Source organism: Corallococcus sp. RDP092CA, assembly GCF_041903675.1.
GTDB lineage: Bacteria > Myxococcota > Myxococcia > Myxococcales > Myxococcaceae > Corallococcus.
Window position 1 is genome coordinate 142,147 of sequence record NZ_JAYESI010000001.1, and the last position, 21,432, is coordinate 163,578.

19 protein-coding genes are annotated in these 21,432 nt (G+C 71.1%); 11 read left to right on the forward strand and 8 right to left on the reverse strand.

Annotation, left to right across the window (positions count from 1 at the left end):
* The first annotated feature begins 27 nt into the window (after positions 1-27).
* Both U8525_RS00665 and coaBC read left to right on the forward strand, forming a co-directional pair.
* Positions 28-3,006 (forward strand): carboxypeptidase regulatory-like domain-containing protein, encoded by a 2,979-nt coding sequence (locus U8525_RS00665; protein WP_374259709.1) that lies wholly within the window; start codon positions 28-30, stop codon positions 3,004-3,006.
* Between the two features lie 40 nt (positions 3,007-3,046).
* Positions 3,047-4,264, forward strand: coding sequence for a bifunctional phosphopantothenoylcysteine decarboxylase/phosphopantothenate--cysteine ligase CoaBC (gene coaBC / locus U8525_RS00670; RefSeq protein WP_374259712.1), 1,218 nt, complete (start codon positions 3,047-3,049; stop codon positions 4,262-4,264).
* On the opposite strand, the gene U8525_RS00675 is transcribed toward coaBC, so the two are convergent.
* The 3 genes from U8525_RS00675 to U8525_RS00685 all read right to left on the reverse strand — a co-directional run bounded on the left by U8525_RS00675 (position 4,250) and on the right by U8525_RS00685 (position 6,308).
* Positions 4,250-4,489 (reverse strand): hypothetical protein, encoded by a 240-nt coding sequence (locus U8525_RS00675; RefSeq protein ID WP_374259714.1) that lies wholly within the window; start codon positions 4,487-4,489, stop codon positions 4,250-4,252. The two genes, coaBC and U8525_RS00675, sit on opposite strands and share 15 nt — an antisense overlap.
* A 77-nt stretch (positions 4,490-4,566) precedes the next feature.
* Complete coding sequence (locus tag U8525_RS00680) at positions 4,567-5,097, reverse strand: hypothetical protein (protein ID WP_374259716.1); 531 nt, start codon at positions 5,095-5,097, stop codon at positions 4,567-4,569.
* A gap of 803 nt (positions 5,098-5,900) precedes the next feature.
* On the reverse strand, positions 5,901-6,308 hold the full coding sequence (locus tag U8525_RS00685) for a hypothetical protein (protein ID WP_374259719.1): 408 nt from the start codon (positions 6,306-6,308) through the stop codon (positions 5,901-5,903).
* Positions 6,309-6,464: 156 nt separating this feature from the next.
* Between U8525_RS00685 and U8525_RS00690 the strand changes: the two genes are divergently transcribed.
* Positions 6,465-7,283 carry a helix-turn-helix domain-containing protein gene (locus U8525_RS00690; RefSeq protein ID WP_374259721.1) on the forward strand — a complete coding sequence of 273 codons (819 nt, stop codon included), beginning with the start codon at positions 6,465-6,467 and terminating at the stop codon, positions 7,281-7,283.
* Positions 7,284-7,287: 4 nt separating this feature from the next.
* On the opposite strand, the gene U8525_RS00695 is transcribed toward U8525_RS00690, so the two are convergent.
* Positions 7,288-7,851: an NADPH-dependent FMN reductase gene (locus tag U8525_RS00695; RefSeq protein WP_374259723.1), complete on the reverse strand. Its 564-nt coding sequence runs from the start codon at positions 7,849-7,851 to the stop codon at positions 7,288-7,290.
* Between the two features lie 225 nt (positions 7,852-8,076).
* On the opposite strand from U8525_RS00695, the gene U8525_RS00700 reads away from it, so the two are divergent.
* From U8525_RS00700 to U8525_RS00710, 3 genes are read left to right on the forward strand one after another with little or no spacing between them, the layout of a single operon-like run.
* Positions 8,077-9,105, forward strand: a complete 1,029-nt coding sequence (locus U8525_RS00700; RefSeq protein ID WP_374259726.1) for a uracil-DNA glycosylase family protein — start codon at positions 8,077-8,079, stop codon at positions 9,103-9,105.
* 34 nt (positions 9,106-9,139) lie between these two features.
* A complete protein-coding gene (locus tag U8525_RS00705) occupies positions 9,140-10,147 on the forward strand; it encodes an alpha/beta hydrolase (RefSeq protein WP_374259729.1) in 1,008 nt (335 codons plus the stop codon).
* 13 nt (positions 10,148-10,160) lie between these two features.
* Entirely contained in the window at positions 10,161-11,186 is a 1,026-nt protein-coding gene (locus U8525_RS00710) for an L-erythro-3,5-diaminohexanoate dehydrogenase (RefSeq protein WP_374259731.1), read from the forward strand.
* Here U8525_RS00710 and U8525_RS00715 read toward each other — a convergent pair.
* From U8525_RS00715 to U8525_RS00725, 3 genes are all read right to left on the reverse strand, one after another.
* Positions 11,183-12,916 (reverse strand): glycosyl hydrolase family 18 protein, encoded by a 1,734-nt coding sequence (locus U8525_RS00715; protein ID WP_374259734.1) that lies wholly within the window; start codon positions 12,914-12,916, stop codon positions 11,183-11,185. The genes U8525_RS00710 and U8525_RS00715 overlap by 4 nt on opposite strands.
* Before the next feature lie 272 nt (positions 12,917-13,188).
* Positions 13,189-13,797, reverse strand: coding sequence for an ankyrin repeat domain-containing protein (locus tag U8525_RS00720; RefSeq protein WP_374259737.1), 609 nt, complete (start codon positions 13,795-13,797; stop codon positions 13,189-13,191).
* Positions 13,798-13,877: 80 nt separating this feature from the next.
* Positions 13,878-15,422, reverse strand: coding sequence for a catalase (locus U8525_RS00725; RefSeq protein WP_374259740.1), 1,545 nt, complete (start codon positions 15,420-15,422; stop codon positions 13,878-13,880).
* Between the two features lie 308 nt (positions 15,423-15,730).
* Here U8525_RS00725 and U8525_RS00730 point away from each other — a divergent pair, with 308 nt between their 5' ends.
* The 5 genes from U8525_RS00730 to U8525_RS00750 are packed head-to-tail and all read left to right on the forward strand — an operon-like array spanning position 15,731 to position 19,766.
* On the forward strand, positions 15,731-17,281 hold the full coding sequence (locus U8525_RS00730; protein ID WP_374259743.1) for a lysine 5,6-aminomutase subunit alpha: 1,551 nt from the start codon (positions 15,731-15,733) through the stop codon (positions 17,279-17,281).
* Positions 17,278-17,757, forward strand: a complete 480-nt coding sequence (locus tag U8525_RS00735; protein ID WP_374259745.1) for a hypothetical protein — start codon at positions 17,278-17,280, stop codon at positions 17,755-17,757. Before U8525_RS00730 ends, U8525_RS00735 begins: the two co-directional genes overlap by 4 nt.
* 4 nt (positions 17,758-17,761) lie before the next feature.
* Positions 17,762-18,547, forward strand: a complete 786-nt coding sequence (locus U8525_RS00740; RefSeq protein ID WP_374259747.1) for an OAM dimerization domain-containing protein — start codon at positions 17,762-17,764, stop codon at positions 18,545-18,547.
* A complete protein-coding gene (locus U8525_RS00745) occupies positions 18,544-18,942 on the forward strand; it encodes a hotdog fold domain-containing protein (protein WP_374259750.1) in 399 nt (132 codons plus the stop codon). The genes U8525_RS00740 and U8525_RS00745 overlap by 4 nt, the downstream gene beginning before the upstream one ends.
* Entirely contained in the window at positions 18,939-19,766 is an 828-nt protein-coding gene (locus U8525_RS00750; protein ID WP_374259753.1) for a 3-keto-5-aminohexanoate cleavage protein, read from the forward strand. The genes U8525_RS00745 and U8525_RS00750 overlap by 4 nt, the downstream gene beginning before the upstream one ends.
* A 145-nt stretch (positions 19,767-19,911) precedes the next feature.
* On the opposite strand, the gene U8525_RS00755 is transcribed toward U8525_RS00750, so the two are convergent.
* Positions 19,912-21,381, reverse strand: a complete 1,470-nt coding sequence (locus tag U8525_RS00755; RefSeq protein WP_374259755.1) for an FAD-dependent monooxygenase — start codon at positions 21,379-21,381, stop codon at positions 19,912-19,914.
* Positions 21,382-21,432 lie beyond the last annotated feature (51 nt).

Sequence of the window (21,432 nt, forward strand, 5' to 3'; positions counted from 1 at the left end):
TGGGAGTAAGGTCCCGGCCGCGTACACATGCGCAAATGGGTCTTCATCGCGGCGGCCGCCGTGCTGGCGCTCGCCGCCATCGTGCTGGGGCCCCGGTGGGGCGCTCCGGCCGCGCGCCCGGTGTCGCCCGTCTCCGCGAGCTCCATCCGCCAGGGGATGCCCGCGTTCAACCCGGTGGCGGTGTCGTCCGGGGCGCAGGAGGGGCTGACGCTCACCGGGCGCGTGCTGGACGGCAATGGCCGGCCGGTGCCGGACGCGGAGGTGTCGCTCGCGGCGTCGGCGGAGCGGACGCTGGCGGACGTGCGGTGCGACGAGTGCGGCCTGGCGCTGCTGGCCTGCGCCGCGCACGAGACGGCGCTGCACACGCGGGCCTTCTTCGACCAGCAGCAGGGCTTCCTCACGGCGCGCGCCACGGTGCGCACGGACGCGGAAGGGAAGTTCCGCTTCGAGCACCTGGCGGGGGTGTCCTTCACCGTCTGGGCGCGCTCGGAGGGGCTGGGCGTGGCGCTCAAGGACCGGGCCGCGCCGGGAGAGGCGGTGGAGCTGTACCTGCCGCCGCTGCGGAGCATCACCGGCACGGTGGTGGATGACTCCGGCCACGCGAAGCCCGGGGCGCGCGTGCGCGCGGTGTCGCGCAAGGTGCCGCTGCCCTTCGAGGCCGTGGCGGGCGCGGGCGGGGCCTTCACGTTGTCCGGCCTGGGCGAGGGCCCCTTCTACGTGCTGGCGGACGCGGAGGGCTTCCAGCCCGCGGTGGCGCAGCAGGTGGAGGCGGACTCGCAGCCCCTGCGCCTGAAGCTGACGCCGTCGCGCACGCTGGAGGTGCGCGTGACGCGCGACGGCGCGCCCGCGGCGGCGACGGTGCGGCTGCGGGGCGACCACCTGACGCGCGAGGAGCACACGGAGGCGCAGGGCGGGCCGGTGCGCTTCAACGGCCTGTACCCGGACGAGGTGGTGGTGACGGCGGAGGCGCCGGGCTTCGGCTCCACGCCCCAGACGCTCACGCTGTCGCAGCGGGTGACGCAGGTGACGCTGGAGCTGGAGGCCGCGGGCCGGCTGCTCGTCACGGTGGTGGATGAAGAGGGCCAGCCGGTGCCCAACCCGCAGCTGCTGTTGCGCACGGTGGCGGGCGACCTCATCCGCCGCGACGCGGTGCCCACCGGGGCGCTGGCGGAGCTGGGGCCGCTGGCGCCCGGGGAGTACGTGCTGGAAGGGGAGGCGGAGGGCTTCACCTCGGCGCAGCTGCCCGCGCGCGTGGCGCAGGGCGAGACGCCGCTGGAGCTGGAGCTGGCGAAGGCCACGGTCATCAGCGGGAACGTCATCGACGAGTACGGCCGGCCGGCGTCGGGCGTGTCCGTGTTGGTGCAGCCCACCGGTTCGGTGGTGAACGCGGACGAGAACGGCCACTTCTCGGCGCAGGTGCCCATGCCGGGGCTCTACACGCTGCACGCGCACCACTCCGAGTGGGGTGGTGGCAGCGTGCAGGCGACGGCGCCCGCGACGGACGTGACGCTGTCCCTGGAGGCGAAGGCGGGCGCGGACGTGACGGTGACGAGCGGCGGCCGCCGGGTGGAGGGCGCGGACGTGATGCTGTGGGCGGAGCCGGAGAACATCTTCCGCAGCGACCGTCCCTCCGGGCCGGACGGCGTGGTGCCCATGCGCGGGCTGCCGCCGGGCACGTACCAGCTGGTGGCGTCGCATCCGGAGTACCTGCCGTCCTCGCCGCGGCCGGTGACGGTGCAGGACGGGGCGAGGCAGCAGGTGACGGTGGAGCTGGAGCCCGGCGCGCAGCTCACGGGCGACGTCGTGGACGAGGACGGCCAGCCGGTGGTGGGCGCGGCGATGAGCGTGATGCCGCGCGTGGCGGCGCCGACGCAGTCGGACTCGAGCGGCCACTTCGAGTTCCGCGCGCTGCGGCCTGACCGGACCTATGTGGTGGAGGCGCGCCACGCGAGCTACGAGCCGCTGGAGCGGCCGCAGGGCAAGCCGGGCGGGCCGCCGGTGCAGGTGAAGATGCGCCGGCGCACGACGTTCCGGGGGCGCGTGGTGGACGACTCGGGCCAGCCGGTGCGGCGCTTCCGCGTGGACGAGCACGACGTGAACAGCCAGGACGGGCGCTTCGAGCTGCCGCTGTCCACGTCGGGCGACCGGCTCATCGTGGCCGTGGACGCGTCCGGCTACGAGCCGCAGGTGGTGGACCGTCCGTCGACGCCGCAGGACATGGGCGACATCGTGCTGGTGAAGGCGCCGTCGGTGTCCGGGCGGGTGCGGGATGCGTCCGGCGGCGCGGTGCCGGACGCGGTGGTGACCTGCGACGTGTGTGACGGGTCGGTGCTGTCCGGGCCGGACGGCAGCTTCACGTTGGCGAGTCCGCCGTTCGTGCCGCGCTTCACGGTGTCCGCGCGCAAGGGGAAGGTGAGCGGGACGCAAGAGGTGCCGCGCGGGAGCACGGCGCAGGTGGAGCTGACCCTCAAGCCCGCGACGCACCTGACGGGCCGGGTGTACCTGGCGGACGGGCAGCCCGCGGCGGGCGCGCAGGTGGAGGGGCTCAACGCGGACCGCAGTGAGACGGTGTCGCTCATCACCGGCGCGGACGGCCGCTACAGCGCGGACCTGTCGCCGGGCAACTACCGCTTCGTGGTGGGCGGGCGCGGGGCGGGCCAGCAGCCGGCGGTGGTGGCGCAGGTGGCGGGCACGGAGATGACGCTGGACCTGGGGCCGGTGCCAGGGACGGGCTCGGTGACGGTGTTGATCGAGCCGGAGCGGGGCAAGGCGCTGTGGGTGGTGCCGGGCGACGTGGGCGCGGTGGGCAATCCGCCCACGGAGCTCTTGCGCACCCGGTATGCGCAGCTGGTGTACCAGCCCATGTCGGAGCGGGTGGTGGTGCAGGGGCTCAAGCCGGGGCGCTACACGCTGGTCTGGGGCTACTTCCACGCGGAGATGCCGGGGGCGGGCCCGGTGGTGCGCTCGGTGGACGTGCCCTCCCAGGGCGAGGTGTCCCTGCGGTAGTCGTGTTGCGACCGGGCGGGCTGGCGCGTAATGAAGCCGCATGGACGCATCGGCATTGAAGGGTCGCCGGATCATCGTCGGCGTGGGTGGCGGCATCGCGGCGTACAAGGCCTGCGAGCTGGTGCGTGAGTTGGGCCGCGCGGGCGCGGAGGTGCGGGTGGCCATGACGGAGGCCGCGCGCCAGTTCGTCACCCCGCTGACCTTCCAGGCGCTCGTGGGACATCCGCCGCTCACGGACTACTTCGACCCGGCGCAGGAGGGGAACTTCGGCCACCTGGACCTGGCCCGCTGGGGCGAGCTCTACGTGGTGGCCCCCGCGACGGCGGACCTGATCGCCAAGATCCGAGCCGGCTTCGGCGGTGACGCGGTGACGACGTCGCTCCTGGCCTTCAAGGGGCCGGTGGTGCTGGCGCCCGCGATGAACGTGGCGATGTGGGAGAACGCCCGGACGCAGGAGAACGTGGCGTCGCTGCTGGCGGAGCCTCGCTTCAGCACCGTGGGGCCGGGCGCGGGGATGCTGGCGTGCGGCGACGTGGGGGCGGGGCGCCTGGCGGACGTCGGCGCCATCGTGTCCGCGGTGGCGGCGAGGCTGGGAGGAGGTCCGCTCACGGGCAGGACGGTGCTGGTGACGGCGGGGCCCACGCGCGAGTACCTGGATCCGGTGCGGTTCATCTCCAACCCGTCCACGGGGAAGATGGGCCTGGCGCTGGCACACGAGGCGCGGGCGCTGGGCGCGAAGGTGACGGTGGTGCTGGGGCCGGTGGGCGCGGTGGACCGCACGGGCCTGGAGGTGGTGGACGTGGTGAGCGCGGAGGACATGGCGCGCGAGGTGCTGGCGCGCGTGGAGTCCGCGGACGCGTTCATCGCCACCGCGGCGGTGAGCGACTGGCGTCCGGAGACGCGCGCGCCGCAGAAGGTGAAGAAGGGCGCGGGGCCGGAGACCCTGAAGCTGGTGCGGACGCCGGACGTGCTGTTGGAGGCGTCGCGCAAGGTGGCGGGGAAGGCGAAGCGCCCGGTGCTGGTGGGCTTCGCGGCGGAGACGGAGCGGGTGGTGGAGCACGCGCGCGAGAAGCTGGAGCGCAAGGGGCTGGACGCCATCGTCGCCAACGACGTCACCGCCGAGGGCGCGGGGTTCGGGACGGAGACGAACCAGGTGACGGTGATCTCGCGAGGGGCGGCCGACCGGGTGTTGCAGGGGAGCAAGCGCGCGGTGGCGGCGGAGCTCCTGTCGCTGCTGCTCGTGTCACCGCGAGGCTGAGCGCTTCGGCGGCGTCAGGCGCATCATCCAGCGCGCGACGGCGCTGGGCGGCTGGGAGGCGGTGAAGGACCAGCCGCCGTCGCGCCTCACGGCGACCATGGTCTGGAGGGAGCGGCGTCCCTTGGGGGCCTCGCGCTTCCCGGAGGTGAATGGAGGTCCCGCGACGCCGAGCACCTGGGGCCGCGAGTGCTCGGCGCCCGGCCGGCGCTGGACGTCGTCAATCACCTCTTCTGCGGCCTCACCTGCTGCGGTAATGCCGCGACGTCGTCACCCGAACAGCGAGAGAGGACGGCAGGTGCGTTTCACAGAAGCGTGAACCAGCCGCCCTTGCTGTCGTATCCCACGCCTTCATGCTCGTTGACCTCGAAGATGATCGTCCAGTGGCCGTGGCCCCAATTGTAGAAGTAGATCTTGAGCATGACCTCCTGGCCAGTCGGGCCCGACTGACCCGTGAGCGTGCCCTCAATGACCGTCACCTGCTCATCGCCGCTCGGTAGTTCGTAGGTCGGCAGGTCGCTGCCGAGCGCCTCAGAGAGCGAGCTTGTCGCGAGCAGCAGGGCCTGGCCCACGAGTGCGCCTTCCTCGTCGGTCACGACGTGGGGCGCGAGATTCGGCGCTCGTCCCTCGGACAGCGCTTGTCTGACTTCCGACGCGCTGGCACTGCCCGCCGTGTCGAGCAGGGCCTCGCCACCCGCCACCGGAATCGACCACACGCAGCTTGGGAAGCCGGCCGGCGGCGAGCCTTGCCCGGCACACACATCCCCCACGTTGGAGGTTGCGGCGAAGCTCGTGGACATCGCCAGCACTGCCAACGTGACAACCAATGGGTTCATTCTCGTAGTCATGAGTCCTCGTGAGTCGGGCGCCGCACCAGCGATGCCCGCGATTGGGGCAGACCCTCGACCGTCCGCGTTTCCTGTCACGGCAGGCGGATGCGCAAGCAATCTCAGATCAACCTCGCGGCGCACCATAGTCCAGCAGCTCCAGAGGGGGTCCACTGATGCGGAGCAGGCCCAGGGGGGGCCACGTCGGGCGCCATGGCCAGTCGTGACGCACTGCCCAAACACGAGGTGTAGGGTTCACATGGCAGAATGCATGCGCTATCATGCAAAAGCCGTATATTCGGTAATGATAGGAGATGGCCAAGTGCGACTTGTAATTGTTGGAGCGCTCGTAGTGGCAGGTTTCCTCTCTGGCTGTGGCGGTGCCGAGGTGGAGGAGCTGGCCGAAGGCGAGTCCAGTCAGATGCTCTCTTCTGCGGCGACGACCGAGGAGCCAAGCTGTAGGCCTGGTGAGAGCGCCCGTGTTGCATTCGCATGCTACTATTGCGATGCCAAGCCCACCGGACACGAAGGTGTCATGACCTATCTTCGGTGCAAGCCTCCGAACGGGCAGCCCTACAATGGCGGCATCATTGAGATTGATTGCATTACTCGTTGCGACTTTTGAGGAGCCCTTGCGGCCCGCCCCGGTCTCCCGGGGGCGGGTCGCAGCGCGATAGGTGGCGCATCCGCCGCACGTCCGCGCCCACGGGCACCATGACGGAGGACGTGGCCGTGCCATGCCCCGTCACGAGGGCAACGCCTGTCCATCCGCGCGGCACGACCGAAACCTCGGGCCGCGCGGACTGGATGACTCAGGCCATGGCCGTCGCGGTACCTCGCCGCAGGCCCGCGTACTCCAGCGCCGCGAACACCGCGACCGCCAGCGCTTGCGCCGTGACGAACGCCACCCCCAGGCCCGTGGGCGTCGTCGGCCCGTGCGTCAGCAGGAGCACGCTGTCCACCACCCACGTCACGTTCATCGCGACCACGCACCACACCGGCCAGGCGGGCAGGGTGGCTCGCGACGCCAGGTACACCAGCAGCAGCCCGAAGGGGATCAACCCGATCCCCGCCGCGCGCAGGATGCCTGGCTCCAAGCCCGTCAGCGCCCCGAGCGGATCCGCGGCCAGCGCCCCCAACAGCCCCGTCGCTCCGCTGGCGACGCCGTCCAGCAGCAGCACGCGGCGCAACAGGCTTCCCGACACGTTCGTCTTGCGCATGGCACACGTTCCCTTCAGTGGAATGGGTGAACGCGACGGCGCGGCCCCTTGAGAAGGCCGTCCGTCGACGGCGCACAAGATGCGAGGCCGGGCGCGCGGCGTCGATTACCTCCGAGGGAATGGAAGCGATGACGTGCGCCCCCTATCTTCCCCACCATGACGAGCCTTCAGCAGGGCCGCCCCGTGGGAGAGCTGCTGCGCGGCTGGCGACAGCGGCGCGGGCTGAGCCAGATGGACCTCGCGTTGCGCGCGGAGGTCTCCACCCGCCACGTGAGCTTCCTGGAGACCGGCCGCTCCCAGCCCAGCCGCGACATGCTGCTGCACCTGGCGGAGGAGCTGGACGTGCCGCTGCGGGACCGCAACAGCCTGCTCGTCGCCGCGGGCTTCGCGCCTGTCTTCGCCGAGCGCCCCCTGGACGACCCCGCCCTCAGCGCCACGCGCGAGGCCGTGGAGCTGGTGCTCGCGGGCCATGAGCCGTACCCCGCGCTGGCGGTGGACCGGCACTGGACGCTCGTCACCGCGAACCGCGCCGTGGGCCTCCTGATGGAGGGCCTGTCGCCGGAGCTGCTGGAGCCCCCCATCAACGTCCTGCGCCTGAGCCTGCACCCGCGGGGGCTGGCCTCGCGCATCGACAACCTGCGCCAGTGGCGCGACCACGTCCTCCATCGCCTGACCCGGCAGGTGGATGCCTCCGCGGACCCCACGCTCGTGGCGCTGCTGGAGGAGCTGCGCGGCTACCCGGCGCCGGAGCCCACCCCGGACGCGCGGACTCGCGACTTCGGCGGCGTGGTGGTGCCGCTGCGCCTCCGCACGTCGCTGGGGTTGCTGTCGTTCTTCGGCACCATCACCGTGTTCGGCACGCCCGTGGACATCACGCTCGCGGAGCTGGCCATCGAGTCGTTCTTCCCCGCGGACCCCGACACGGCGGAGGCGCTGCGGCGGGCCGCCACGGCGCGGGCCCGCCAGGACAGCTGAGCCGCTACGGCTTCACGCGCACCGTGCGCAGCGCCGCGCCCCAGGACACCACCTGATCCAGCAGCGTGTTCACCTGCTTCTCCTTGGCGGGGTCCGGCTTGAAGACGGTGTAGTGCTCGAAGTCGGTGGAGAGGAACAGCTGCACCTGCGCGCGCACCGTGGCCATCTGCAGCTCCGAGGCGATGAGGCGCAGCTGCTCCACCGCGCGCACGCCGCCCGCGCTGCCGTAGCCCACGAAGCCGGCGACCTTGTTGTTCCACTCGCGGTAGACGTAATCGAGCGCGTTCTTCAGCGCGCCGGAGGTGCCGTGGTTGTACTCGGGCGTGACGAAGACGTATGCGTCGTAGCCCTCCACCGCAGCGGCCCACTGCTGCGTGTGCGGCTGCGTGTACTTGCCCATCGACGGCGGGCTCGGTTCGTCCAGCAGGGGCAGGTTGAAGTCCTGGATGTCCACGAGGTCGTACGTGGCGTCGCCGCGCTTCTTCGCGATGTCGTGGACCCAGGCGGCGACCTTGTCCGCCTTGCGTCCGGGCCGCGTGCTTCCGATGACGATGGCCACCTTGATCATGTCCGAGGATCTCCTGGAAAAGGGATGTGGAACCCGCGCGCGGCATCTTCTCCGCGTCCGCCCGGCGGCCGACGGCGGTTCGCCGGAGGTGTGTCCTGATTCGACCAGTGCCCGGCGCCTCCGCCCGGAAGGTGGCGGAAGCCCCGACCCTGGGCTAAGCGTACAGGCAACTTCCCCGGCTGCTTCCTTGCACCGGGACGGTCCCTTCGATACCGATCCATCACCGTGAACGACGACACGCCTGATTCCGCGCAGGAGCTGGCCGACGTACTCCAGGACGTGCGCCGCCACCTCCTCTGGCAGGAGGAGACCGCGGGACGCGCGCTCCTCGTCGACGCGAAGGTCGCCGCCGAGCTCCAGCAGCAGCGCGCCGCCGCCTCGTCCGTGCGCTCGATGATCGCCCGGGCCAAGACCCCCGAGCCGGCCGCCGCCCCCCCGCCTCCCCGGCCACCCGCGGAGTCCCCGTCTCGCGACACCCTGCACGCCGCGATGAAGCAGCCCCTGGGCGCCGCCCGCCCGCTCGCCGCCGCGGCGCCGCCTGCCGCCGCGCCGCGCGCGCCCATGGCTGCGTCGCGCCCCCTGGCCTCCGAAGCCCCCCGGGCCGCGCCCGCCGCGGGGATGCTCCTGGAGGTGCCCCCATCCGCGCCCCGCTACAACGGCGCGCTGCCCGGCGTCGTGGAGGGGGAGCGCCCCACGCTGGATCAGATCCGCCGCGAGCTGGGCGACTGCCGCCGCTGCAAGCTGTGCACGGGCCGCAAGAACATCGTGTTCGGCTCCGGCAACCCTCGCGCGGACCTGGTGTTCGTGGGCGAGGGCCCCGGTGAGAACGAGGACCTCCAGGGCGTGCCCTTCGTGGGGGCCGCCGGCGACCTGCTCACCAAGATGATCGGCGCCATGGGCTTCACCCGCAACGACGTCTACATCGCCAACGTCGTGAAGTGCCGCCCGCCCGGCAACCGCAACCCGGAGCCGGATGAGATCGCCGCGTGCGAGCCCTTCCTGCGCTCGCAGCTGCTCGCGCTCCAGCCCAAGGTCATCGTCGCCCTGGGCAAGTTCGCGGCGCAGACGCTCCTGCGGGACACCACCCCCATCACCCGCATGCGGGGGAAGTGGCGCCAATACGAGGGCATCCAGCTCATGCCCACCTTCCACCCCGCGTACCTCCTGCGCAACAGCGCGGAGAAGCGCAAGGCGTGGGAGGACCTGCAACAGGTGATGAAGCTGTTCGGCAAGCACCCGGGCTCCAGCGCGTAGAACGCGCGGCGCACCGCGACCAGGAGAGGCACCGATGAAGGGCGTGCTCGAGACGCGTGAAGTGCAGTCCCCCGCGCTGGAGAACAACCCGCTGGGAGATCCGGCCCGCCGCCGGCTCACCGTGTACCTGCCGCCGGGCTACGCGGAGGGCACGCAGCGCTACGCGGTCGTCTACTTCCTGCACGCCTTCGGCAACGGCGGCGGCTCGTGGACCCACGCGTCCGGGTTCTCGCCCACCGTGCCGGACCGCCTGGACGCGCTCATCGAGCAGGGCGCCATCCCGCCCGTCATCGGCGTCTTCCCGGACGCGTGGACGAAGCTGGGCGGCAGCCAGTGGGTGAACAGCGACGCCATCGGTCGCTACCGCGACTACCTGGTCAAGGACATCGTCGGCTTCGTGGACAGGACCTTCCGCACGCTGCCCAGGGCCGCGTCGCGCGCGGTGGTGGGCCACAGCTCCGGCGGCTACGGCGCGCTGGTGATGGGCCGCTACCACCCGGAGGTCTTCTCCCTGGTGGGCGCGCACGCGCCGGACTCCTACTTCGAATATTCGTACATGCCGGACCTGCCCAAGGCGGCCACCGCCCTGCTGAAGGCCGGCGGCGTGGAGGCGTGGGTGACGGACCTGCGCCAGCGCGCGAGCGCCACCAAGGTGCGCGGTGACGACTTCCCGGTCATCAACATTCTGGCCATGGCGGCGGCCTACTCCCCCAAGAAGGGCGAGCCGCTCAACCTGGAGCTGCCCTTCGAGCAGCACAACGCGAAGCTGCGCCTGGACGTGTGGAACCGGTGGCTCGTGCACGACCCCGTGCGCTTCGTGCCCAAGTTCATGGACTCCTTCCGCAAGCTGAAGACGGTCTACCTGGACGCCGGCACGCGCGACGAGTTCAACCTGCGCTGGGGCACGCGCATGGTGGCGGACGACCTGAAGGCCGGCGGCGTGGACGTGGCGCACGAGGAGTTCGAGGACGGACACTCGGGCGTGTCGTACCGCTTCGAGCGGTCGCTGTCGGTGCTGGTGCCGCTCCTGGCGCGGGACTGATAAGGGGGACGCCATGGATACCTACGGACTGTCGCGCGTCGTCGGAGAGAAGGGCGTGCTGCCGCAGCGCGCCCGCAAGCTGGACCCCTCGCTGCCGTGCCGCGAGGCGGAGCTGCTCATCGACGTGGAGAGCCTCAACATCGACGCCGCGTCCTTCAAGCAGATCAAGGACGACGTGGGCGGCGACCCCGCGCGCATCGCGTCCCGCATCCAGGACATCGTGCGCGAGCGCGGCAAGATGCAGAACCCCGTCACCGGCTCCGGCGGGATGCTCATCGGCCGGGTGAAGGAGCTGGGCCCCAAGCACCCCGCCAACGGCGTGCTCCAGCCGGGCGACCGCATCGCCACGCTGGTGAGCCTGACGCTCACGCCGCTCGTCATCGAGGAGGTGAAGGCGGTGCACGCGGACATCGACCGCGTGGACATCCGCGGCCACGCGCTGCTCTTCGCCAGCGGCATCTACGCGAAGCTCCCGGCGGACATGCCGGACACGCTGTCCCTGGCGGCGCTGGACGTGTGCGGCGCGCCCGCGCTGGTGGCGCGCCACGTGCGCCCGGGCATGACGGTGGCGGTGCTGGGCGCGGGCAAGAGCGGCGCGCTGTGCCTCGCGCAGGCCCGCCGCAGCCTGGAGAGCCGCGGCAGGCTGCTGGCGCTGGACATCTCCCAGAAGGCGCTGGACGCGCTGTCCGCCATCGGCCTGTGCGACGAGGCCCTCAAGGTCGACGCCACCCAGGGCGTGGACGTGATGGAGGCCGTGGCGAAGGCGACGAACGGTCAGCTCTGCGACCTGGTGGTCAACTGCGCCAGCGTGGGCAACACGGAGATGGCGTCGCTGCTGTCCGTGAAGGACGGCGGCACCGTCATCTTCTTCTCCATGGCCACCAGCTTCACCACGGCGGCCCTGGGCGCGGAGGGCGTGGGCAAGGACGTCACCATGCTCGTGGGCAACGGCTACGTGCCCCACCACGCCGCCCTCACGCTGGACCTCCTGCGCACCGAGCCGTCGCTGCGCCAGCTCTTCGAGTCCCGCTACGTCTAGGGCTTGAGGAAGGCCGTGTGCACGGCCTGCATCAGCGGATCCTTCGTCCCCGCCAGGGTCCTGGGCATGTGGCCCTGGTTGATGGTCCAGATGATGCTGCCGCCCAGGCCCTTCTCCCGCGCCCAGCGGCCCTTCTCCGACACGGACGCGACGTCCTCGTAGGAGATGTAGTTGCAGGCCTGCGGGCCGTACGCGGTGGGGAAGGAGAGGTAGGGGGCCTTGGCGGCGTCGTCCCAGCGGTAGGCCTCCGGCGAGTAGTAGAGCGACTGGATGTTGGCGTAGCTCATCGCGTTGTCGCTCTGCTCCTCCACGACGTCGGGGCGCCCGTCCAGCGGGGTGCCCGGCTCCGTGATGCCCTTCCAGCAGGTGCCGAAGAAGCCCACGCCCACGCCCACGCGCTGCGGGGGCACGCCCGCGTCCAGGAACGCCTGCACGGAGCTGGCGACGGAGCTGGGGTGCCCGGACGTTTCCCCGAAGAGCGCGCTGGAGTGCCAGCTCTCCCACTGTCCCCAGTGGCCGCTCATCTTGTAGGCCATGACGTTCATCTGGTCGACGCGGGCGGCGAGCTGCCGGTGGAACTCCGCGTCCACCTTGCCCAGCGTGAAGTTGCTGTTCACCCAGCCCACCGGCACCGTGAGGAGGATGTTCTCGTCCGCGGCGCGCAGGTCGTCCAGCAGCGCCAGCAGCGGCGCGCTGTCCTGCGGCAGGAGGATGGGCTCCCAGTCCACGTCCACGCCGTCGAACTGCAGCTCGTGCAGGGTGTTGATGATGTTGCGCACGAAGTTGCGGCGCTTCTCCGGCGTCTCCGTCGCGCCCTTGAAGCCGTCGTACTCGCCCATGCCGCCCAGCATCAGCACGGCCTTCTTGCCCGCCGCGTGCGCGCGCTCGGCCAGCGCCCGGGCCATCTTCGGGCCCTCCACGGCGTCCACGTCGAAGTCGGTGTAGAGCGTGCCGTCGATGCGCGGACGGATGCGGCCCACGGCGACGTGCGTGAGCAGCGACATGTCCACCGACTCCACCGGGTACAGGTCGCGCTGGTAGCCCACCCAGTAGCCCATCACCCAGCTTGCCGGAGCGCCGCCCGGGCGCGGCGTCACCTGGGCCGTCGGGTGCGAGCAGGGGCCCTCTCCCACCTCGTTCGCGGCGCAGACGGTGAAGGCGTACGCCGTCCCGTTGTCCAGGTTCTCGATGAGCGCGCCGGACGCGGGCGCGTCCACCCGCTGCACCCTGCCGCCCGGCTCCACCTGCACCTTGAAGTACGACAGCGGCCGGCCGCCGTAGCTCGCGGGCGCCAGCCAGCTCACGTACGCCTGACCGTTGCCTGCGGTGGGCACCACCGAGCGCGGCTGCCCCGGCACCGTGGGGTTCGGGATGCTCATGCCCGCCCGCGGCGTCACCAGGTCCGTCTCCACGGAGGCCTGCCCCTCGCCGACGGCGTTCACCGCGGAGACCTTGAAGACGTAGGTGAAGCCGTTGTTCAGCCCCAGCACCGTGGCCTGCGTGTCCGGCACCTTCACCAGCGCGCCGCCGCACTCGGGGACGCAGCGCACCACGTAGTAGAGCAGCGGGCTGCCGCCATCGCCGGGCGGCACCGTCCACGTCACCAGCGCGGACGCATCCCCCGCCTGCGCGACGACCTGCTTTGGCGCTTCAGGGGCAGTGAGCGGCGCCGTGGGCTTGTCCGGCCCTCCGCCGAAATCGCAACCGCTCAACATCACCGCGAGGGTCAAGACCGCCCACCCACCCACTGGCATTGCCCGACGGCTGTTCATCCCTGTGCTCCTGAAAGGACGCGGGATGTTATGCGGCCAGCCCCCCGGGGTGAGTCAAGTCTAGTTGGAAAAGTGCGGTAATTTTGTATGGGCGGGAAATCACGCATTAAGCCGACTAATCCCATCCCGCCAGGGAATCATGAAACCTCAGCGGATGGGAGACCGGGTCTCCACGGACGGCTGGCGCGAGGGGTTGCCGGCGGGCTCGGGTCCGCTGGCGGGTGCTGACTTCAGCGCACCCGGGCGGTGGGGTCGCCGGCGGGCGCCACGGGCGCGGCGGGGGCCTGGGTCCGGGCCCAGTCGCTGGCGGAGCGGCCGCTGGTGTCGCGCCGCTCGGGGGAGGCGCCCTGCTGGCGCAGCTGGTCGGCGGCCTCCGTGCGGCCGAAGAGGACGGCGAACATCAGGGCCGTCTGTCCCAGCCGGTTGGTCTGGTCCACCGCGCAGGGCTGGGCGGCGAGCAGCTTCACCACGTCCGCGTACCCCTTGAAGGCGGCGCCCATGAGGGCGGTGTTGCCCCGGCTGTCGCCCGCGCACGCGTCCGCCCCGGCGTCGAGCAGCGCCTGCACCGTGCGCGCGTGGCCGTGGTAGGCGGCGAGGATGAGCGGCGAGAAGCCCCGCGCGTCGCGGGCCTCCACGGGCGTGCCGGCTCGGATGAGCCCCTCGACGATGTCCGTCTCTCCCTCGCGCGCGGCGGCGAGCAGGTAGCGCTCCGCGTCGCTGGTGGCGAGCCGCCGTCCCGCGGGCGTCGCTGGCGCGCGCAGGGACATCCACGCGGCGGTCAGCACCGTGCACACCAGCATCACCAGCCCCAGCGAACCGAGCAGCAGCTTGCGAACCATGAGGGCGTCTCCAGCGTCACGAAGAGGGGAGCGGGAGCCCGGGCCGCCGTCGCGTCACCGGCGGCCCCGGCGCGTTCAGGTCACGGCTGGCTGTGGGTGGCGAGCGGCGCGACGGCGGCCTTCGCGTCATCCAGCTTCACGTTCACGGCCTGGGCCAGGCGCGCGCCGTAGTCCGCGTTGGCCGCGTAGAAGTGGCCCACCATGCGCGCCTTGACCTTCGCGTCGCGCACCTGGCCCAGGTCGCCGGCCAGGTTCTGGATGAGCCGCTCCTTGCCGCCCGCGTCGAGCGCGGACCAGAAGGCGCCCGCCTGCGAGAAGTTGTCCGTCTTCGCGATGGGGCGCTGCTGCGTGGTGCCGGAGAGCGGCGCGTTGGAGAAGAGGGCGGAGGGCGTGTCCTGCGTCTCGCGCGTGATGCTGGGCTCGTAGTTCACGTCCGACTTCGTGTTGCCGCTGTTCATCGCGCCGCCCTGGCTGTTGTTGTTCACGGCGACGCGCGCGCGGTTCACCGGCAGCGACAGGTAGTTGGCGCCCACGCGGTAGCGCTGCGTGTCCGCGTAGGCGAAGAGGCGGCCCTGCAGCAGCCGGTCCTCGGACGGCTCGATGCCCGGCGGCATCACGCCCGGGGAGAAGGCGGCCTGCTCCGTCTCCTCGAAGAAGTTGTCCGGCATCTTGTTGAGGGTGAACCTGCCCAGCTTCACCGGGGGCAGCCGGTCCTTGGGCCACTCCTTGGTGGCGTCCAGCGGATCGAACGCGAAGCCGTCCAGGTCCTTGGGATCCAGCACCTGCACGCTCAGCTCCCACGAGGGGAACCTGCCGGCCTGGACGCTCGTATAGAGGTCGTGCGTGGCGTGCTGGAAGTCCTGGCCGCCCAGCGTCGTGGCCTCCTCCGCGGTGAGGGTCTTCACGCCCTGCTGCGACTTCCAGTTGAACTTGACGTACTTCACCTGGCCCCTGGCGTTGACGAACTTGAAGGCGTGCACGCCGTTGCCATCCATCTGGCGGAAGTTCGCCGGGATGCCCAGGTCCGAATAGAGCTGGGTGAGCATGTTCGTGGACTCGGGCTGGTGGCTGAAGAAGTCGAAGTAGCGGTTCGGGTCCTGGCGGTTGGTGACCGGGGACGGCTTCAGCGAGTGCACCATGTCCGGGAACTTGATGGCGTCGCGGATGAAGAAGACGGGCAGGTTGTTGCCCACCAGGTCCCAGTTGCCCTCGTCCGTGTAGAACTTCAGCGCGAAGCCGCGCGGATCCCGCAGCGTCTCCGGCGAGCCGCTGGGGTGGATGACCGTGGAGAAGCGCACGAACATGGGCGTCTTCTTGCCCTTCTGGGAGAAGATGGACGCGCGCGTGAGCTGGGAGAAGTCGCCGTAGCTCTCGAAGACGCCATGGGCGCCCACGCCGCGCGCGTGCACCACGCGCTCCGGGATGCGCTCGCGGTCGAAGCGCGCGAGCTTCTCGATGAGCGCGAAGTCCTCCAGGAGGACGCTGCCCCGGGGGCCCGCGGTCTTGGAGCTCTGGTTCGTGCCCAGCGGCGCGCCCGAGTCGGTGGTGATGGGAGGCGGGTTGCCGGCGGCGAGGACGGGGGCGCCAGACAGCAGGACGGCGAGTATCAACGAGCGTCGGTTCACGGGAGCTCCTGGGTGACGGGGACCGGTCCACGCCAAAAGCACGCGCTGTGCCGACACCCTATCTCATGTGATTCCAATGGGTTGGCGCCTGGGGACAGGTCTTTTCCACCGGCATTCCGGTGGTGGCACCGATTCGTCGGTTCTAGGCGCCACCGTCTTTTCGGTGTGGAATGGGCCGCGAGATTTCGGTGCGGGCCTCCGGGTGATGCGTCTCGCCATTCGAGAGGCGCGGTGCGGCATCGTTCGCTGACGGTGGGCCGGCCCGTGTTCTTGAGCCGAAGGACGCGGGGCTCGGGTAGGGTGCGCGCATGTCAGGCCCGTTCATCGACGACGCGCGGATTGCCGAGGCGCGCAAGCTGGCGGACGAGATCGTCAACCCGATCTTCGACCTCATCCAACACAACACCACCGTCTCCAACGAGCGCACCGTGCTGCGCTTCTTTGGCATCTCCGGCGCGGGCGCGCGCGGCGTGCCGTTGGCCAACCTGATGGTGGACAAGCTTCAGTCCGCCGGGGTGCTCAACCGGGGCGCGGCGTACTGGTATGGCCGCGCGCTGCAACTGGGCGCGAGCAGCCCGCTGGACGCGGTGGAGCGCATCACCGCGCTGCCCACGGACAGGCTGGGCCCGCTGTCGCCGGAGCTGGAGGCCAACCTGCGCGACGCCGTGCGCGAGGAGGCTCGCGCGGCGATGGCGGAGCTGAAGACCCGCATCGCCCAGCGCAACGCCCTGCGCGAGCAGTTCCCCATGTCCCCCGCGCCGCACAAGTACGTCATCGTCGCCACCGGCAACATCTACGACGACGTGGACCAGGCCCGCGCGGCGGCCCAGGCGGGCGCGGACGTCATCGCGGTCATCCGCTCCACGGCGCAGTCGCTGCTGGACTACGTGCCCCACGGCGCGACCACGGAGGGCTACGGCGGCACCTACGCCACCCAGGAGAACTTCCGCATCATGCGCGAGGCCCTGGACGACGAGAGCCGCAAGCTCAAGCGCTACATCCAGCTCACCAACTACTCGTCCGGCCTGTGCATGTCGGAGATCGCCTTCTGCGCGGCGTACGAGCGGCTGGACATGCTGCTCAACGACGCGATGTACGGCATCCTCTTCCGCGACATCAACATGCGGCGGACGTTCATCGACCAGTACTTCAGCCGCCGCATCTGCGCCCTGGCCGGCATCATCATCAACACCGGCGAGGACAACTACATCACCACCGCGGACGCCTACGACGCGGCCCACACCGTCATCGCCAGCCAGTTCATCAACGAGTGCTTCGCCAAGCGCGCCGGCCTCAAGGACTGGCAGCTGGGCATCGGGCACTCCTACGAGATCGACCCGTACCGCGAAGACACGCTGCTCCTGGAGCTGTCGCAGGCCATGCTGGTGCGCCGCTGCTTCCCGGACGCGCCGCTCAAGTACATGCCGCCCACGAAGCACAAGGAGACGGACATCTTCTTCAGCCACGCGTACGACGTGATGGCGGACCTGGTGGCCATCTGGACGCGGCAGGGCATCCAGCTGCTGGGCATGATGACGGAGGCCATGCACACGCCGCTGCTCGCGGACCGGTACGTGGCGCTCAAGTCCGCGTCGTACATCCACCGCGCGGCGCGGGGCATCGACGAGGAGTTCACCGTCCGCGAGGACGGGAAGATCGCCAACCGCGCGCGAGAGGTCTTCGCGAAGGCGGAGGAGCTGCTGCGTGAGTGCCACTCCGAGGGCATGGTCGCCGCCATCGGCAAGGGCCGCTTCGGCGACGTGAAGCGCGAGGAGACCGGCGGCAAGGGCCTGGACGGCGTGCTGCTGAAGGCGCCGGATTACTTCAACCCGTTCCTGGAAATGCTGGAGGCGTCATGATCCTGAGTACCTTTGTTGCCGTGATGGTGGCCGCGGGCGGTAGCGCGGATGCGTTGAGCAGCGTCACGGTGAAGAACATCGCCCTGAAGGCCCCGGCGGCGTGGACGCGCTCCACCGTGGATGGCTCGGAGAAGTTCCTGGCGCCCTCGGGCGACGCGTACTTCTTGGTGGACGTGGGCACGGTGCAGACCGCGGGCATGAAGGCGGAGCTGTGCCGCACGAAGATCCTCGCCAACATCGGCGGCGAGGGCTGGACGATGCTGAAGGTGGGCGGCCAGCCGGCGGCCACGAAGACGGACACGGACGCGGCGCCGGACGGCAGCGGCAACGTGGACACGGTGACGTACGTGGGCTGCAACGGGAAGACGACGTGGTCGGTGGTCTTCTACATGGAGCAGGGCAAGAAGGACCGGTTCGAGCAGGTGGCCCAGAAGGTGGGCACCAGCGTGACGTTCACGCCGCCGAAGAAGGGGTAGTTCGATGGTGAAGCCGAGCAAGCAGATCATCCGCCCCTACGGCGACCGTCGCGACGACGGCATGGTGCAGCTGTCGTTCACGCTGCCGGTGCCGTTGTCGGAGAAGGCCAAGGAGGCCGCCTCCCAGTTCACGAAGAAGATGGGCTTCACCGACGTGAAGGTGGCCGCCGCCGAGCGCGCGGCGGACCAGTACACCTTCTTCGTCGTCTACGCCCGCTCCTCCGTGACGCTGGACTACGCGGAGATCGACGTGCCGGAGGTGGTGGTGCGCAAGATGGGGTTCGACGACCTCAACGCGCTCATCAAGGACAAGGTGCGTCGGCGCATCGTCGTCTTCGGCGCGTGCACCGGCACGGACACGCACACGGTGGGCATCGACGCCATCCTGAACATGAAGGGCTACGCGGGCGACTACGGCCTGGAGCGCTACCCCGGCTTCGAGGCGTACAACCTGGGCAGCCAGGTGCCCAACGAGGACCTCATCCGCAAGGCCACCGCGAAGCACGCGGACGCCATCCTGGTGTCGCAGGTCGTCACGCAGCGCGACGTGCACAAGGACAACTCGCGCCAGTTCATCGAGGCGGCGAAGGCGGCGGGCATCCACGGCAAGACGCTGCTGCTGTTGGGCGGGCCGCGCGTGGACCACAAGCTGGCGCTGGAGCTGGGCTTCGACGCGGGCTTCGGGCCGGGCACCAAGCCGTCCGACGTGGCGAACTACATCGTGCACGCGGTGATGAAGAAGGAAGGCACGGAGTCCGCGGACTCCCACTACCAGGGGGAACCCTCGTGAGCACTGGTACGAAGGCGGTCCTGCGGCTGCGCATGGGCAGCCATGACGCGCACTACGGCGGCAACCTGGTGGACGGGGCGCGGATGCTCGGCCTGTTCGGGGACGTGGCCACGGAGCTGTGCATCCGCTCGGACGGGGACGAGGGGCTGTTCCGCGCCTACGACTCCGTGGAGTTCCTGGCCCCGGTGTACGCGGGCGACTTCATCGAGGCGGAGGGGGAGATCGTCTCCGCGGGCAACACCTCGCGGAAGATGCGCTTCGAGGCTCGCAAGGTCATCAAGCCCCGGCCGGACGTGAATGACTCGGCTGCGGACGTGCTGCCGGAGGCGGTGGTGGTGTGCCGCGCTTCGGGCACCTGCGTGGTCCCGAAGGACAAGCAGCGAGGGCAGCGATGAGCAGGCCCATGGTCCTCACCGCCGCCATGGTGGGGGCGGAGACGACGCGCGAGCAGACGCCGTACCTGCCCATCACCGCGGAGGAGATCGCCGAGGACGCGGTGAAGTGCCGCGAGGCGGGCGCGGCGATGGTGCACCTGCACGTGCGCACGGCGGAGGGCAAGCCGTCCCAGGACGCGGAGCTGTTCCGCGCGGCCATCCGGGCCATCCGCGCGCGCACGGACGTGCTCATCCAGGTGTCCACGGGCGGCGCGGTGGGCATGGGCGTGGACGAGCGGTGCGGCGGGCTGACGCTCACCGGCGCGGACAAGCCGGACATGGCCACGCTCACCACGGGCACGGTGAACTTCGGGGAAGAGGTGTTCTGGAACCCGAGGCCGCTGGTGCGCGACATCGCGAAGCGCATCCGCGCCATCGGCCTCAAGCCGGAGCTGGAGTGCTTCGACGTCGGGATGATCGACGAGGCGCGCTACCTGGCGAAGGAGGGGCTGGTGGAGCTGCCGGCGCACTTCGACTTCGTGCTGGGCGTGCCGGGCACGCTCCAGGCGCGGCCGGAGGTGCTGGACTTCATGATCGCCTCGCTGCCGGAGGGCAGCTCCTGGACGGTGGCGGGCGTGGGGCGCCAGCAGCTGCCGTTCGTGGACGAGGCCGCGAAGCGCGGCGGCAACGCGCGCGTGGGCCTGGAGGACAACATCTACCTGTCCAAGGGCGTGCTCGCGAAGGGCAACTTCGAACTGGTGGCGGAGGCCGCGAAGCGGGTCCGCGCCGCGGGCCGTGAGGTCGCGACCCCGGAGCAGGCCCGGCAGCTCCTGCGGCTGGGCTGAGGACGCCGCGCGCGGTGCCACCCCGTGAGGCCCGGGAGCGGACGACGCCCCGGGCCTTCGTGTCTCGGGGGCGCTCGCGCCCGCGTGGGCGCCTCGCGTGGAGGATGCCGCTCACGCGCGAGGGAGGTGGGGCATCCGGGGCCGTTCAGGCAGCCCAGGCCCAGCCCACGTGACCATCCGGGCGCACCAGCAGGCCCCCCACGCCTTCGAGGCGGCCCCCGCGCCCCACGCAGCCGCGTGCGCGCAGCGTCGTCACGTGCGAGGGCCAGCCGGGCTCCCAGCGGGGCAGGGGACGCGCGTCGTCCTCGCCCAGGCCCAGCAGCAGCCACCGGCCCGGATGCAGCGCCGCGTAGAGCCGCGCTTCCGCCCCGTCCTGGAGCGAAAGCGCCACGTCGCTCAGGCGCCGGCCACGCCAGTCCGCCAGCAGCGGTGACGTCGCCTCCGGCGCGGGCACGTCCAGCGGCGCGTAGCCCACGTCGAGCGCTCCGATGGTGTCCGCGAGTCGGCGGTTCAGCCCTGGCTCACGGAGCAGGTCGCTCAACAGCGCGCGCAGGGCCAGCGTCTCCCGCGTGGCGCCCATGAGGGCGGTCTGCGCCAGCGTGTTGTGGAGCAGCGCTTCGCCCACGGGGCGGCGCTCGCGCGAGTAGCTGTCGAGCAGGGCGTCCGGCGCGCCGTCCTTCACCACCGCCGCGAGCTTCCATCCCAGGTTCATCGCGTCCTGCATGCCGACGTTGAGCCCCTGGCCTCCCGCGGGGAAGTGGATGTGCGCGGCATCTCCGGCCAGCAGCACGCGCCCCTCGCGGTAGCGCTCCGCGAGCCGCGTCTCGTTCCCGAACCGGGACAGCCACCGGGGCTCGCGCATGCCGAAGTCCGAGCCCGCGATGCGCAGCGTGCTCTCTCTCAGCTCCTCCAGCGTCACGGGCTCGCGCACGGGCACCTTCTCCCGGAGCGGATCACTCACGACGATGCGATGGACGCCCGGCGCCATGGGGACCACCATCACGCCGCCCTGCTCATTCGAGATGCCGAGCGCGGGCTGGGCCGGTGGCGCACCCAACGTCACGTCGCCGAGCACCGCCGTGCGCGTCACGTCCGTCCCTGGGAACGGAATGCCCGAGAGCCGCCGGACCGCGCTCCGCGCCCCGTCCGCGCCCACCACGTAGCGCGCTCGGACCCGGAACGCCCCGGCGTCCGTGGAGCCCTCCAGGTCCACGCCCTCTGCGTCCTGGCGCAGGGCCTCCACCGTGTGGCCGCGCCGCACGGCCACGCCCAGCTCCTTCGCTCGCTCCTCCAGCAGGGCCTCCGTCATCGCCTGCGGCAGGAACAGCGTGTAGGGGAAGCGCGTGTCCAGGACGCTGAAGTCCAGGCGCGTGTCGAGCATCCCGAAGTGCCCCGTGGGCAGCGGCCGCCCCCGCTCCAGGAACCGCCCCTCCAGCCCGCGCAGCGCCAGCACCTCCAGCGAGCGCGGGTGCAGGGTCAGCGCCCGGGACTCGCGCACGGCCTCCCAGCGCCGCTCGAACAGCTCCGCCCGCCCGCCCGCCAGCGCCAGCTCGCACGCGAGCCACAGCCCGGTGGGACCTCCGCCCACCACTGCCACATCGAGGACCTCCGCCATGACGACCTCCGCCCGAAGGCATCAAACTAACGTTGTTAGGGAAAGACTAAC

Bases quoted from the DNA above. Each gene is read 5' to 3' on its own strand.
- U8525_RS00665 (WP_374259709.1), top strand. From the start codon at position 28: ATGCGCAAATGGGTCTTCATCGCGGCGGCCGCCGTGCTGGCGCTCGCC.
- coaBC (WP_374259712.1), top strand. From the start codon at position 3,047: ATGGACGCATCGGCATTGAAGGGTCGCCGGATCATCGTCGGCGTGGGT.
- U8525_RS00680 (WP_374259716.1), bottom strand. From the start codon at position 5,097: ATGAACCCATTGGTTGTCACGTTGGCAGTGCTGGCGATGTCCACGAGC.
- U8525_RS00685 (WP_374259719.1), bottom strand. From the start codon at position 6,308: ATGCGCAAGACGAACGTGTCGGGAAGCCTGTTGCGCCGCGTGCTGCTG.
- U8525_RS00690 (WP_374259721.1), top strand. From the start codon at position 6,465: ATGACGAGCCTTCAGCAGGGCCGCCCCGTGGGAGAGCTGCTGCGCGGC.
- U8525_RS00695 (WP_374259723.1), bottom strand. From the start codon at position 7,851: ATGATCAAGGTGGCCATCGTCATCGGAAGCACGCGGCCCGGACGCAAG.
- U8525_RS00705 (WP_374259729.1), top strand. From the start codon at position 9,140: ATGAAGGGCGTGCTCGAGACGCGTGAAGTGCAGTCCCCCGCGCTGGAG.
- U8525_RS00710 (WP_374259731.1), top strand. From the start codon at position 10,161: ATGGATACCTACGGACTGTCGCGCGTCGTCGGAGAGAAGGGCGTGCTG.
- U8525_RS00720 (WP_374259737.1), bottom strand. From the start codon at position 13,797: ATGGTTCGCAAGCTGCTGCTCGGTTCGCTGGGGCTGGTGATGCTGGTG.
- U8525_RS00730 (WP_374259743.1), top strand. From the start codon at position 15,731: ATGTCAGGCCCGTTCATCGACGACGCGCGGATTGCCGAGGCGCGCAAG.
- U8525_RS00735 (WP_374259745.1), top strand. From the start codon at position 17,278: ATGATCCTGAGTACCTTTGTTGCCGTGATGGTGGCCGCGGGCGGTAGC.
- U8525_RS00740 (WP_374259747.1), top strand. From the start codon at position 17,762: ATGGTGAAGCCGAGCAAGCAGATCATCCGCCCCTACGGCGACCGTCGC.
- U8525_RS00750 (WP_374259753.1), top strand. From the start codon at position 18,939: ATGAGCAGGCCCATGGTCCTCACCGCCGCCATGGTGGGGGCGGAGACG.
- U8525_RS00755 (WP_374259755.1), bottom strand. From the start codon at position 21,381: ATGGCGGAGGTCCTCGATGTGGCAGTGGTGGGCGGAGGTCCCACCGGG.